At 63.8% G+C, this 13,658-nt stretch carries 12 protein-coding genes; 9 read left to right on the forward strand and 3 right to left on the reverse strand.

From position 1 onward, the window contains the following. Positions 1 to 127: 127 nt before the first annotated feature. Positions 128 to 970, forward strand: a complete 843-nt coding sequence (locus tag AC4HIX_RS19940) for a TetR/AcrR family transcriptional regulator (RefSeq protein ID WP_490400261.1) — start codon at positions 128 to 130, stop codon at positions 968 to 970. A gap of 44 nt (positions 971 to 1,014) precedes the next feature. Here the strand turns inward: AC4HIX_RS19940 and AC4HIX_RS19945 are convergent, their stop codons facing one another. Both AC4HIX_RS19945 and speB read right to left on the reverse strand, forming a co-directional pair. Further along, positions 1,015 to 2,100, reverse strand: a complete 1,086-nt coding sequence (locus AC4HIX_RS19945) for an extracellular solute-binding protein (RefSeq protein ID WP_475053672.1) — start codon at positions 2,098 to 2,100, stop codon at positions 1,015 to 1,017. Between the two features lie 25 nt (positions 2,101 to 2,125). Next, entirely contained in the window at positions 2,126 to 3,097 is a 972-nt protein-coding gene (gene speB, locus AC4HIX_RS19950) for an agmatinase (RefSeq protein WP_475053673.1), read from the reverse strand. 95 nt (positions 3,098 to 3,192) lie between these two features. Between speB and AC4HIX_RS19955 the strand changes: the two genes are divergently transcribed. Next, a complete protein-coding gene (locus AC4HIX_RS19955) occupies positions 3,193 to 3,990 on the forward strand; it encodes a helix-turn-helix transcriptional regulator (protein WP_475053675.1) in 798 nt (265 codons plus the stop codon). A 33-nt stretch (positions 3,991 to 4,023) separates the two neighbouring features. On the opposite strand, the gene AC4HIX_RS19960 is transcribed toward AC4HIX_RS19955, so the two are convergent. Beyond that, positions 4,024 to 4,827 carry a helix-turn-helix transcriptional regulator gene (locus tag AC4HIX_RS19960; RefSeq protein ID WP_475053677.1) on the reverse strand — a complete coding sequence of 268 codons (804 nt, stop codon included), beginning with the start codon at positions 4,825 to 4,827 and terminating at the stop codon, positions 4,024 to 4,026. Positions 4,828 to 5,052: 225 nt separating this feature from the next. On the opposite strand from AC4HIX_RS19960, the gene AC4HIX_RS19965 reads away from it, so the two are divergent. The 7 genes from AC4HIX_RS19965 to AC4HIX_RS19995 all read left to right on the forward strand — a co-directional run bounded on the left by AC4HIX_RS19965 (position 5,053) and on the right by AC4HIX_RS19995 (position 13,638). Next, positions 5,053 to 6,615 (forward strand): ABC transporter substrate-binding protein, encoded by a 1,563-nt coding sequence (locus AC4HIX_RS19965; RefSeq protein WP_475053678.1) that lies wholly within the window; start codon positions 5,053 to 5,055, stop codon positions 6,613 to 6,615. Positions 6,616 to 6,726: 111 nt separating this feature from the next. After that, positions 6,727 to 7,665, forward strand: coding sequence for an ABC transporter permease (locus AC4HIX_RS19970; protein WP_475053680.1), 939 nt, complete (start codon positions 6,727 to 6,729; stop codon positions 7,663 to 7,665). A gap of 10 nt (positions 7,666 to 7,675) precedes the next feature. Continuing rightward, complete coding sequence (locus AC4HIX_RS19975; protein ID WP_475053681.1) at positions 7,676 to 8,581, forward strand: ABC transporter permease; 906 nt, start codon at positions 7,676 to 7,678, stop codon at positions 8,579 to 8,581. Beyond that, positions 8,578 to 9,558 (forward strand): ABC transporter ATP-binding protein, encoded by a 981-nt coding sequence (locus tag AC4HIX_RS19980; RefSeq protein ID WP_475053682.1) that lies wholly within the window; start codon positions 8,578 to 8,580, stop codon positions 9,556 to 9,558. Before AC4HIX_RS19975 ends, AC4HIX_RS19980 begins: the two co-directional genes overlap by 4 nt. Continuing rightward, positions 9,555 to 10,478 (forward strand): oligopeptide/dipeptide ABC transporter ATP-binding protein, encoded by a 924-nt coding sequence (locus AC4HIX_RS19985; protein ID WP_475053683.1) that lies wholly within the window; start codon positions 9,555 to 9,557, stop codon positions 10,476 to 10,478. Before AC4HIX_RS19980 ends, AC4HIX_RS19985 begins: the two co-directional genes overlap by 4 nt. 38 nt (positions 10,479 to 10,516) lie before the next feature. After that, positions 10,517 to 12,142 carry an amidohydrolase gene (locus tag AC4HIX_RS19990; protein ID WP_475053684.1) on the forward strand — a complete coding sequence of 542 codons (1,626 nt, stop codon included), beginning with the start codon at positions 10,517 to 10,519 and terminating at the stop codon, positions 12,140 to 12,142. Further along, positions 12,139 to 13,638, forward strand: coding sequence for a M81 family metallopeptidase (locus AC4HIX_RS19995; RefSeq protein ID WP_490400262.1), 1,500 nt, complete (start codon positions 12,139 to 12,141; stop codon positions 13,636 to 13,638). The genes AC4HIX_RS19990 and AC4HIX_RS19995 overlap by 4 nt, the downstream gene beginning before the upstream one ends. Positions 13,639 to 13,658: the final 20 nt, after the last annotated feature.

Genomic DNA, 13,658 nt, shown 5'->3' on the forward strand with positions numbered 1-13,658 from the left:
CCAGCAGCCCCACATAAAGCGAAGCCGGGGCGCTGAGCGCCAGGCCTTTGCCAGCCTCGGTTCTGAGAAATCCGGCCATGTGACTCCGTTGCTTGCTTGATCTGCGGGCGTGGCGCTGCCATCTTAAATGGACAATCGTCCATCAAAATCTGCGGCCCGGGGGACCGTTCTGTCAACAGGTTTTTCCAAAAAATGTACAAACGTCCATTTTGCTTGGAGAAATCTGCGCGATATGGCTAGATGGGCAAATCATCACAGCTTGCCACAGCAGGCGGACCCGCATAACAGCGGGGAAAACCTGCGCAAGTGTTTGGAAAATTGGGACCGGATGACGGGAAAAAGGGAACAAAACCGTGAACAGAACCGCCTGGCACTGATTGAGGCAGTGCTGGATTCGGTGGCGGAAAAAGGGATCTCGGAAACGTCCGTCAGCGAGATCATCCAGCGCGCGGGCCTGTCGCGCGGCATGATCCATCTGCATTTCGGCGGTAAAGACAACCTGGTGCAGGCCGCAGCGCATTACTCCTCGGAGGAGTATTACGACGGGCTGGATGCGCTGCTGCAGACAGCCGGCAACAGCCCCCAGGAGCGGATTGAGATGATCGTGCGCGGCGACCTCAGCGAACGGGTTCTGAACCGGCGCAATGTCAGCATCTGGTACGCTTTCCGTGGTGAATCCCGCAATCGCAGGGCCATCGCCGAACACTCAGACACGCGCGACGGCCGGTTGCGCGGCATGGTCCACAACGCCTTTTCCAGGATCGTGCGGGAGGCCGGGACACCGGATGCTTCGGGCGCAGCCCGCGACGCCACCCACGGCACGCTGGCGCTGTTGGAAGGGATGTGGACAGACTTTCTGCTGCATCCCGACCGTTTCGACCGGCAAGAGGCGGCGCGGATCATCTTCCGGTTTCTGGCGGCGATGTTCCCTGCGCATTTTTCGCTGCAAGGTGCCATTCTCCCCCGCTAGCCTTGCTGGAATCGACACAGGGGCCGGCTGGCGGCCTCTGCGTTTTAGATCCCTGATTTCACCTTGGTCCAGGCACGGGTGCGCTGGCGCAGCGCCTTGGCGCCGAGGCTTTTATCCGGGAACAAACGCGCCAGGGTGGGCGCGTCCGGGTAGATCCCCGGATCGGACAGGATCTCCGGCAGCACATGCGCGTCTGCCGCTGCATTTGCATTGGCGAAGAACACGGTGTTGGAGACCTCGGCGATCACCTCGGGCCGCAGCATGTAGTCGATGAAGGCATAGGCCGCATCCACATTGGCAGCATCTTCCGGGATCGCCATCAGGTCGATCCACATCAGCGTTCCCTCCTTGGGGATCGCGTAGAGGATTTCGACTCCGTTATCTGCCTCCATCGCGCGGGCCTGAGCGATGCCCGCGTCGCCGGAATACATCACCGCCAGGCAGACATTGCCTGCCGGCAGGTCGGTGGAGGGCTTCTGGTTGTTGAAATAGCGGATATTCTGCGCCGCCCCGGCCAGCAGGTCCTGCGCTTGCGTGATCTCTGCCTTGTCTTCGGAATAGGGATCAGCGCCGAGGTAGTTCAGAGTGACCGACAGCATCTCGACCGGCGAATCCAGCACCCCGATGCCGCAATCCTTAAGCTTGGAGGCGTAGTCCGGGTTGAACAGCAACTCCCAGCTGTCAACGGGCAGATCCCCCAGCCGTTCGGAGACCAGCGCGGGATTGTAGGCGATGCCGATGGTGCCCCAGGTGTACGGCACGCCCAGCTCGCGCCCGCCCGGGACCTTGTCGAGCGAGGCCAGGATTTCCGGGCGCAAGTTGCCGTAGTTTTCCAGACGCGATGTATCTATCGGGTGCAGCGCCCCGGCCTGCAGCTGGCGTTCCGCGTTGGAGGCGGCAGGGAAGACCACGTCATAGCCCGAGCCGCCTGCCAGCATCTTGGTTTCCAGCACCTCGTTGCTGTCGAAGTAGTCCAGCGTCACCTTGGCGCCGGTAGCGGCCTCATAGCCGGAGATGGTTTTTTCGCCGAAGTAGTCCGCCCAGTTGTAGATAGCGAGCTCCCCGGCGGCTGCCGGCGCCGCAAGGGCGGCCGCCAGCGTTGTTGCGAGAATGGTCTTTGATTTGGCCATGTTTTCCTCCCTGTTGCGCACTGCCTCAGCGCTGGCCGGAGTCTCCGGCGGCGTAGAGGCAGAGCAAATCGTTGGCGATTGTGGCCGCCGCGATGGCGGTGATCTCGGAGATGTCGTAGGCCGGGGCGACCTCGACCACGTCCATGCCGACCACGTCGGTGCCTGCAAGGCCGCGGATGATCTCCTGCGCCTGGTATGGGCTGAGGCCGCCGATCACCGGCGTGCCGGTGCCGGGGGCGGAGGCGGGCTCCAGTGCGTCGATGTCGAAGGTGACATAGGTCTTATGGCCGCCGACGATGCCGCGGATTTTCTCCGCCACCGCTTCCGGTCCTGTCTTCTGCACCTCAATAGCGTCAATGATGTTCATGCCCATCGGATCGGGGTTGTGGGTGCGGATTCCCACCTGGACCGAGCGGGCCGGATCCACCAGGCCTTCACGGATCGCATGCCACAGCATGGTGCCGTGGTCGATGCGGCCTTCCTGATCTGCCCAGGTGTCGGAATGGGCGTCGAACTGGATCAGGCTCAGCGGCCCGTGCTTTTCCACGTGCGCCTTCAGCAGCGGATAGGTGATGAAGTGGTCGCCGCCGATCGACAAGAGCGCGGTATCCGTTGCCAGCACGTCCCGCGCCGCCTGGGCGATCTGCCCCGGCACCTGGTGCGGGTAGCCATAGTCGAATTCGCAATCGCCGTAATCGACGACCCGCAGCGCCTCATAAGGGTCGTCCTCCCAGGGCCAGGGTTTCGACCAGGCTATGTGGCTGGAGCCGGAGCGCACCGCGCGCGGGCCCAGCCGGGTGCCGGAGCGGCTGGAGACCGACAGGTCGAAGGGCACGCCCATCACCGCAACATCCGCGCCGCTCAGGTCGCGGGTGTAGCGGCGGCGCATGAAGCTGAGCGCGCCGGCATAGCTGGCCTCAGCAATCACCCCGCGGTCGGTTTCGCGGGTAAATGCCAGGTCGCCCTGCACGGGGTTCACGCTGGAGGTATCGGTCATCTGGGGCTCCGTTTCATTGGAATTTGCTTGAGCCCAGTTTTAAATCCGCGCTTATGCCGGTAAACTCAACAACAGGTATATATCTATGGGTATAGATGACATCAGATTCTGCCTTCCCCGTGCTGCCTGCCCCCTGGCTGGGCCCAATGGCTGCCCTGGCCGAAACCGCCGGCACCGAGCGTTTTCCCGGCGCGCTTCGGCAGATCCTTGGCCAATGCTGCAGTTTCGATTCGATGATCATCTCGCGCTATGAGGGCGCGTCGCCGCCGGTGTCGCTCTATCAGGACCTGGATGAACTGCAGGCGGCGATAACGGTGGAGTTCTATGCGAGCGGCCCCTACCTGCTGGACCCGCTTTACCAGGCCTGCCGCAACGGCTGCAAACCTGGCGCCTACCGGTTGATGGACCTGGCGCCGGAGGCGTTCTACCGCTCGGAATACTACCGCGCCTTCTACCGCAAGATAAACATAAGCGATGAGATCGGCGTGCTGGTGCAGGACCGGGCAGAGCGCTGGTTCATCGTTTCACTCGCCCGCTTTGCCCGCCAGCAGCGGTTTGAGGCAGCGGATACCGGCCGGCTGAACGCGGTGTTCGAGGTGATTTCCGCCGCCCTCCGGCGGCAGTGGGGGCAGGCGGAAACCGCGGCGCAAGGGTTCCAGCAGGAGGGCTGGGAAGACCGCATGCAGACCTTTGGCACCGGCGTTCTCAGCCCGCGCGAGCGGGCGGTGGTGCAGCTGATCCTGCAAGGCCACTCGACACCTTCGGCCGCCGCCTATCTGGGCATTGCCGAGGGCACGGTGAAAGTGCACCGGCACCATGCCTATTCCAAGCTGGGGATCTCCTCGCAGGCTGAACTGTTTTCCATGGCCACCCGGCATCTGGCGGCGGGATAGAGCCGCGTTCAATCACGCAGCAAGCGGTTGATCTCAGAACAGGAAACTGCCGTGAGCGTCCGGCAGATCCTCCTTGGCCGGAGTTTCGAGATACTTCCGCACCGTCGGATCAATGCGCGTGCTGCGTACCGGGTGGACGCCGCAGGCGGCAATTGCTTCGCGTGCAGACACCCGTTCGTCCAGCCGCTTCCAGATCGTCCGCGCCGCATAGGGGCGGGGAAACGGCCGCCAGGCCAGCCCCATAGTCATACCGCGCAGGTACTTGAGCTGCTGGCGGTGGGCGGAGAACAGGATGGTCTGCGCCACGCTGCCTTCATGAGCGCGCTCATGCTCAGTGATAAACAGCCGGTTACCGCGCATCGTGACCAATCCCTGATACCGCGAGATCTGCCGGATGCTTTGTTCCGGGTCATGGGCGATTTCCAGGTTGCGAGACAGGATCAGCCCGTCCTTTTCGATAAACCGGGTCAGCGCGCAAAAGATACCATCGCCCCAGGAGGGGGTGTGGAAATAGGCGTGGTAGAAGCCGAGGTAGCGTTTCAGATTGCGCTGCTGGCCGCGGAACGGGGCCAGAAACTGCTCACCCGGGCCATGCTGCCCCGGGCCGGCCGCAGCGTCCAGGCGGGCTTCGAAATCGGAACGCGCGGTAAACAGCTGCGCTTCTGCAATCCCGAAGTAGCGGGCGATCCTGCGCAGGTTGTGCGCCGATGGCAGGCTGCTGCCATTGAGGTAGCGGTTGAATTGCTGCCGGTTGAGACCGATCTCGCGGCAGATATGCGCAATGCTGCCATGCTCGGCGCAAAGCGAACGCAGGTTTTCTGAAAAATTGACGGACAAGTGCCAAAATCCTTCGCGTTTTGACGCTATCACGAACCATATAGCGTCACTCCGCGCATGTTTGCACAGTTTTGAATCCGGCGAAACCGGCGTTTCTGGAAACAAGCCGTGTGATTTTGGCGGACCGCAGACCAGGAGGACGTAGGGGTGCGGGCGGCTTGAGGAACGGCGCAATGGGAGGCCCCTGTCTTGCGGGCTTCCTGATCTGATCCAAGGGAGGATACAATGCGGATCGAATGGACCAAGGCGCCGGTGGGGCGGCGCAAATTCCTGAAGGGCGCCACTGCGCTGGGTGCGGCAGCCGTTCTGCCGATGGGCTTGGGCAGCCGCGCCATGGCGGCTGGGGACGGGACATTGCGGGTGCGCTCCTATGGCGATCTGCAAAGCATTGACCCCGCGTACTCCAAAGGTGTGATCGACGAGGAGATCCACGCCGGGATCTACAACAAGCTGATCCAGTACAAGCCGGGCCGCGAATGGGACTGGCAGATGGATGCCGCCGCGATGATCGAGCAGGGTGACGAGACGCACATCAAATTCGCACTGCGCGATGACATCGGGTTTACGAACGGCTTTGGCGCGATGACTGCCGAAGACGTGAAATACAGCTTTGAACGGGTTGTGGCGGAGGAGACCGAGAGCCCGAACAAACCCGACATGGGGCCGCTGAGCCACGTCGAGGTGACCGGCGAGCGCGAGGGAACCATTGTTCTGAAAGAACCCTTTGCACCGCTGTGGAGCATCGCGCTGCCCTATATCACCGGCAATATCGTGTCGAAAAAGGCCTGGGAAGCCGCGGGCGGCAAGGCAACCACCGATCCGCTGGCGGAATCCGGGCCTTACCTGCGCGACAGCTGGTCGCCCAAGGAAAAGACCGTGCTGAAGCGCAACCCGGACTGGAAGGGCGAAGCCCCCGCCTGGGATACCATCGAGATCCTGCCGATCGACGACGAAAACACTGCCGAGATCGCATTCGAGGCGGGTGAGCTGGATTTCACCCGCGTCTCGCTGGGTTCGGTGGAGCGCTACCGCGCCGGGGTGCCGAACGGCGGCACACTGCTGGAATACCCGTCCTTGTACTATGCTTGGCTGGGCATGAACCTGGATCACCCCAAGCTGCAGAACAAGAAGCTGCGCCAGGCCATCCAGCACGCCATCGACGTGCCGTCGGTCTTGGAGGCCGCATATTTCGGCGCTGTCGAACCCTCCACCGGCATCATTGCCCCGGGCCTTGCAGGCAACCGCCCGCAGTCGCTGGTGCCGCCGCAGGCGGATTTCGAGAAAGCTGCTGTGCTGCTGGCGGAATCCGGTGAGACCAATGTCACGCTGAAACTCGACACGCTGAACAAGACCACCTTCACCACCGCGGCGCAGGTGATCCAGGCGACGCTGGCGCAGATCGGCATCACGGTTGAGGTGAATGTGCTGGAATCCGGGGCCTTTTGGGCCAGCGCGGATAACGAGGACCTGCAGCTGGTGCTGAACCGCTACTCGATGACCCCCGACCCGTACTATGCGACCTCCTGGTTCACCACCGAGCAGGTCGGGCATTGGAACTGGGAACGCTTCAGCAACGAAGAGTTCGACCAGATCCACGCCTCGGCCTATCAGCTGACCGATCAGGCGAAGCGGGCCGAGATGTATCAGCGCGCGCAGGATCTGATGGAGGAAAGCGGTGCCTACCGGTTCCTGACCCATGAGGCGACGCCGGTGATCCATTCGGCGGGTGTGGTGCCTGCGCTGCGGCCCGACGGGCTGGCGCTGCTGCGCTATTTCGGCAAGGCCTGACACTCCCCTCAGGCCCGGTCCTCCCCCCGGACCTGACCTGGCACGGCTGCAGTTTGCGGCGCGGCCGTGCCGTTTTCATCCGCACAGCGAAGATAAGGGAGCCATGCGGCCATGTTACTATATGCAACCCGGCGGTTCGGGCTGGCACTGCTGATCCTGATCGTGGCGGTCACCGTCATGTTCCTGATGATCCGCGCCGTGCCCGGCGATCCGGTCCAGATCATGCTGGGCCCGCGCGCCACGCCTGAGCTGCAGGCGCGGCTGACGGCTGAGCTGGCGCTGGATCAGCCGATCTGGAAACAGCTTCTCATCTTTTACGGAAACCTGGTGCAAGGAGATCTGGGGATCGACGTGTTCTCGGGCCGCTCGGTGACCGAGATCGTGTTTCAGCAATTGCCGCACACCCTGTGGCTTATCCTAGGCTCGATTACCTGGTCCGCTACGCTGGGCATCGCGCTTGGCGGCTATGCCGCGGCGCATCCGAACACACTGATTGACCGCATCACCGCTGCAATTTCGGTAAGTTTCGTGGCCGCGCCCGCCTTTGTGGTCGCGCTGCTGTCGCTGCTGATCTTTGCGGTGAACCTGCAATGGTTCCCGGCGATCGGCGCGGGAGATGGCTTCTGGGGCCGCCTCAACCATCTGGTGCTGCCCGCCTTTGCCATCGGCCTCAGCTGGGTGGGCTACATCGCCCGGCTGGTGCGCGCCTCGATGCTGGAGGTGATGGGCGAGAGTCATATCCGCACCGCCCGCGCCTTTGGCATCAGCGAGCGCCGGGTGGTGATGGTCTATGCGCTGCGCATCGCCATTTTGCCGGTGGTCACAGTGATCGGTGTTGGCATGGGGTTCCTGCTGTCCTCTGCCGTTTTTGCCGAGATCGTCTTTGCCCGCCCCGGCCTGGGCAAGCTGGTGATCGACAGCATCACCACCCGCAATTACCCGATCGTGATGGGGTCGGTGCTGATCTCGACCGGCCTGTTCGTGGTGTCCACCGCGCTGGCCGACCTGATCAACGCCTGGCTCGACCCCCGCGCCCGCACGGCGACCTGAGGAGGCTGCAATGTCTGACGTTCAATCCGGAACACAGCCGGCCTCCCCGCCTGGGGCCTCGCCCAAATCCCGGTCCGAGCTGGGCCAGATCCTTCACGGCGTCGCCCGCGACCCGCTGGGGCTGATGGGGCTGATCATTGTCGGCACCATCGTGTTCTGCGCGATCTTCGCCGCCTGGATCGTGCCTTATGATCCCGTGGCGATGAATATCAAGGACCGCCTGCAAGGGCCCTCCGCGGCGCATCTTCTGGGCACTGACCAGCTGGGGCGCGATACGTTCTCCCGCGTGATCATGGGCGGCCAGGTGGCGCTGAAAGTGGCACTGCCCGCGGTCTTCGGTGCCATGGCCATCGGCCTGACTCTGGGCATGATCGCGGGTTACGGACCAAAGTGGCTCGACAACCTGCTGATGCTGTTCTTCGACACCATCCGTTCCTTCCCGACGGTGATGTTTGCGCTGGCGGTGGTTGCCCTGGTGGGGCCAAGCCTGCAGACCGTGGTGTTTGTGGTCATGGCGACCTCGATCCCGACCTACGGCCGGGTGGCACGGACCCAGACGCTGACCTTGCGCAACTCGGAATTCATTCTGGCCGAACGATCCATGGGTGCCAGCATGAAGCGTATTCTGGGCGTGCACATGCTGCCCAATATCGTCGGCGTTCTGGCGGTGCTGGCGGCGATGGACATCCCAACCGTGATCGCGCTGGAGGCAGGGCTGTCCTTCCTCGGACTCGGGGTGAAACCGCCGACACCCAGCTGGGGTGCGCTGCTGAAGGACGGCTACTCGCTGATCCGCCAGACCCCCTGGCTGGTGGTGGGCGGCGGGCTGCCGATCATCCTGGCAACGCTTGGCTTCACCTTCCTGGGCGAGTCCCTGCGCGATGTGGTTGACCCGAAACTGAGGAAACAGCGATGACCGATACGCTTCTGGAAATTGACCGCCTCAGCGTCGACTATGAGACCGCCCGCGGCGACCTGAAAGCCTTGCGCGAAATCTCTTTTGACGTCCGCAAGGGGGAGATCGTCGGCATCGTTGGTGAATCGGGCTGCGGCAAGTCCACCCTGATCTCCTCGATCCTGCGGCTGACCGCGCCGAACACCCGGTTTCGTCAGGGCGAGGTGCGGTTCAAGGGTGAAGACCTGCTGCAAAAACCCGAGCGCCAGATGCGTGATCTGCGCGGCGCCGATATCTCCATCGTGTTCCAGGACCCGATGCAGACCCACAACCCGGTCTTGTCGATCGGCCAGCAGATGCTGGATATCCAGCACCGTTCCAAGGCCACGAAGGCAGAGAAAAGGGCACGCGCCGCGCAGATGCTGGGGGCCGTCGGCATCCCCGACCCGGAGGCACGGCTGGACCAGTTCCCGCATGAGTTCTCCGGCGGGATGCGGCAGCGGATTGCCATAGCCATGGCGCTGATGTCGGAACCGGACCTGCTGATCGCGGATGAGCCGACAACGGCGCTGGATGCCACGCTGGAGGTGCAGATCATCGAGCGCCTGCAGGAACTGCAGCAGGAGTTCGACTGCGCCATCCTGTTCATCTCGCACCACCTCGGCGTGATTGCAGAGCTTTGCGATCGCGTAGTGGTGATGTACGCGGGCGCCGTGGTCGAAAGCGGCGAGGTGCGCGAGATCTTCCACGATCCCAAGCACCCCTACACCCGCCGCCTGATCGACTGCGACCCGGGCCACATCAAGGAACGCGCCCGCGTGCTGCCGACCATCGTCGGCGAGGTGCCTGATCTGGCAAACCTGCCCGGCGGCTGCATCTTCCGCGACCGCTGCGACCAGGCAATGCCGCGCTGCGCGTCGCATGTTCCGCCGCTAACACAGCTGAAGGACGGCCACCACGCCGCCTGCTGGCTGAACCACAAGGAGGCCGCGGAATGAGCCTGCTGGAAGTCAAAGACCTCAAGACCAGCTATGGCCCTGTCAACGTGCTCGCCGGTGTCAGCTTCACCGTTGAGCCAGGCGAAACCTATGCGCTGGTGGGCGAGAGCGGCTCTGGGAAGACCACGGTGATACGAGCGATTGCCGGTCTGGCCCCGGCGCAGGAAGGCTCGGTCAAGTTCGAAGGCCGGGAAATCCGCGGCGCTTCGGAACGCGAATTGCGCCCCTTGCGCAAGGACATCTCGATGATGTTCCAGGACCCGGTCGGCTCTCTGTCGCCGCGTCTGACGATCCGCAGCCTGATCACTGAACCCTACCGCATCCAAGGCATGAAGGACCGCGATCTGGACGCCGAGGCCAAGCGTCTTCTGGAAATGGTGAACCTGCCTGCGCATTTTGCAGACCGCTATCCCTATCAGCTGTCAGGCGGGCAAGCGCGGCGGGTCGGTGTCGCCCGCGCGCTGGCGCTGGAGCCGAAGCTGATCCTGGCGGACGAACCCACTGCGGGCCTTGATGTGTCGGTGCAGGGGGAACTCTTGAACCTGATGAATGATCTGCGCGAACGGCTGGGGCTGGCCATGGTGATCATCACCCACAACCTGAACGTCGTGCGCCATGTGGCGGACCGGATGGGCATCATGTACCTGGGCAGGCTGGTTGAGGAGGGCACGACGGAGGCCATCTTCAAGGACCCGCGCCACCCCTACACCCGCTGTTTGCTGAGTGCCAATCCGGAACCCGACCCCGATGCCCGGCTGGAGCGCATCGCGCTAAAGGGCGAACCGCCCAGCCTGCTGCGCCGCCCCAAGGGCTGCGAGTTCCGCGAGCGCTGCCCCTTCGCGCAGGAGGTCTGCATTCAAACCCCGCAATGGGAGGTCGAAAACGGCCACGGGTTGCGCTGCCTTGCCCCCTTGAGCTGACGGCCTTCCGCCCGAAACCCCTCAACATCTGAAAGACCATGACCAGCACATTGTATTTCAACGGCGCTGTCCTGACGATGGACGCGGCCAATTCCTGCGCCCCGTCGGTGCTGACCGAAGGCGAGACCATCCGGGCCGTTGGCGCAGAGGTAGACCTGCGCGCGCGGATGCCTGCGGGCACACAATTGGTGGATTTGCAGGGCCAGACCCTGATCCCTGCCTTCATCGACCCGCACGGGCATTTTCCCGATCCCGGCTTCATCCGGCTGTTCCGTGTCAACCTCGCCTCTGCCCCCAGCGGCGACTGTCCGGACATCCCAACCGCGCTGAAGCGGCTGCGGGCCAAGGCGGCGGAGACGCCCGCCGGGGAATGGGTGATGGGGGTGCTGTTCGATAATACTGCCATTGCAGAGGGGAGGATGCCCACACGCACCGAGCTGGACAGTGTCTCGACCGAACACCCCGTCTGGGTGATCCACGCTTCCGGCCACAACGGATCTGCAAACTCGCTGGCGCTGGAACGCCACGGTGTGAACCGCGATACGCCCGATCCCCTGGGCGGCCGCTTCGGCCGCGACCCTCAGACCGGCGCGCTGACCGGGCTGATCGAGGGCCTGTCAGCGATGGGTGAAATGGGAGACACCGATTTCCTGATCGACCGCGACCGCTTCTGGGCTGGGTTCAACAGCTGCCGCGATGAATACCTGGCCCATGGCGTCACCTACGCCCAGAACGCCTGGGCCACGCGTGATATGCTGGAGCATTTCGCCTCTCTGCCCGCAGATCAGGACCCGGGTTACGACCTGATGCTGCTGCCCATTGGAGAGCTGGAGCCAGCGCTGAGCCGCGGCCCCGAAGCGCTCGACTGGCCCGGCAACCCGCATTTCACTCTTGGGCCCCGCAAACTGTTCACCGACGGGGCGTTCCAGTTGCAGACAGCCTTCCTCAGTGCGCCTTATCACAAGCCAGTGGACCCGGCGCACCCTTGCGGGATGCCCTATGCGGATGCCGCCAACCACCGCCGTGAAGTGAAGAAGCTGCATGATTTGGGCTATCAGATACACTGCCACTGCAACGGCGATGCCGGGGCGCAGATGTTCATCGACGCGGTTGCCGAGGCGCTGGAGGCCAACCCGCGCGCCGACCACCGCCACACCATCATCCACGGCCAAGCCCTGCGCGACGATCAGTTGCAGCAGATGGCTGAACTGGGCATGACCGTCAGCTTCTTCCCGGCGCATGTGCATTTTTGGGGCGATCGCCATTTCGACACCTTCCTGGGGCCGGAACGGGCCGAGCGGGTTTCGCCCTGCGCCTCCGCTGAGCGCTATGGCGTGCGTTACACCATCCACAACGACGCCTCGGTCACGCCGACCCGGCCTATCCATCTGGCCCATTGCGCAGTGAACCGGCTGACCGCAACCGGGAGGCGGCTGGGAGAGGACCAGCGGGTCAGCGCGCTGTCAGCCCTCAGGGCGCAGACTATCGACGCCGCCTGGCAGGTGTTTCAGGAGGGCACCCGCGGCTCCATCGAACCCGGCAAGCTGGCGGACTTTGCGGTGCTGAACCGCAACCCGCTGGAAGACCCGGATGCCATCGAAACCACCATAGTCACTCAAACAATCCGCCGCGGACGGACCGTCTGGGCGCAGGAGCACACATGAGGCAGGCCAAACCGCGGATCGCCATTGCGGGCTTTCAGCACGAAACCAACTGCTTTGGCATCAACAAGGCCGGGCTGGCGGAGTTTGAGATGGCCGATTCCTGGCCCGCCATGCTGCACGGAGAGGAGGTGGTCCGCGAAACCCGCGGCATGAACCTGCCCATCGCAGGCTTTGCCCGGGCAGCGGAGGAGGCCGGGATGGAAGTGCTACCGATCCTGTGGTGCGCGGCAGAACCCTCGGCGCATGTGACGGATGAGGCGTTTGACACCATCTGCGGCACGATCCTGGACGGGCTGCGGACTGCGGGGCCGCTGGACGGCATCTACCTTGATCTGCATGGTGCCATGGTGACCGAAACATATGCCGATGGTGAGGGCGAGATTCTGCGCCGGGTGCGGGAGCAAGCCGGAGGCAGCCTGCCCATCGTGGTCAGCCTGGACCTGCACGCCAATATCTCGGCAGCGTCGGTGGAACTGGCGGATTACATCGCCGTTTTCCGGACCTATCCGCATCTGGACATGGACGGCACCGGCGCGCGTTGCCTGCCGGTTCTGCAACGGCTGCTGGCGGGCGAAAAGCTGAACAAGGCGTTCCGGCAGATGGACTATCTGATCCCGCTGCACGCCCAGTACACCGGTTCAGCCCCCGGCGCAGAGCTCTATGCCGCGCTGCCGCCGCTGGAGGAAGCCGGAGTTCTGGCTGACATTGCGCTCGGCTTCACCGCAGCGGATTTCCCGGACACCAGGCCCTCTTGCGTGGCGTACGGCACCACGGCTGAGGCCGCGGGGCGGGCGGTGGACCAGATCGAGACCCTGTTCGCCGCGCTGGAGGCGCAGTCGTACCACCCGATGCTGTCGCCGCAGCAAGCGGCGGCCATTGCCTGCCAGCCTCGCGCAGGCAAGCCTGTGGTGCTGGCAGACGTTCAGGACAATCCGGGTGCAGGCGGCACTTCCGACACCACCGGGTTGCTGGCGGCACTGGCTGCGGCCGGGGCGCAAGGTGTCTTGATGGGGCTGTTCCATGACCCCCAGGCCGCAGCCGCCGCGCATGAGGCAGGGGAGGGCGGTATCTTCCGCGCAGCCCTTGGCGGGCGTTCGGGGGTTGCAGGCGACCAGCCGTTTGAAGCGGAATTTCAGGTCGCCGCTCTTGGTAACGGCAGCTGCCGCTATACCGGCGGGATGTATGGCGGCGGGGTGGCGACGCTGGGTCCAACGGCTGCGCTGCGGCTTCATGGAGCGGAGGCGGATATCACTTTGGTCGTTACCAGCATCCGCAACCAATGCCTGGACCTGGCGCATTTCACCCATATCGGCCTGGATCCCAAGGCGTACGCAACCATCTGCGTGAAAAGCACCGCCCATTTCCGCGCCGATTTCGAGCCCATTGCCAGCGCCGTTTATCCAGTGGCCGCCCCCGGCGTGTTTCCCTGCGACCTGAAACAGGTGCCTTACAAGAACCTGCATCCCGCTGTCAGGACCGTTCCGGCCAAGGGCTAAGACACATACCGCAAGCGGCC

The sequence above is a fragment of the Leisingera sp. genome, from assembly GCF_982940295.1.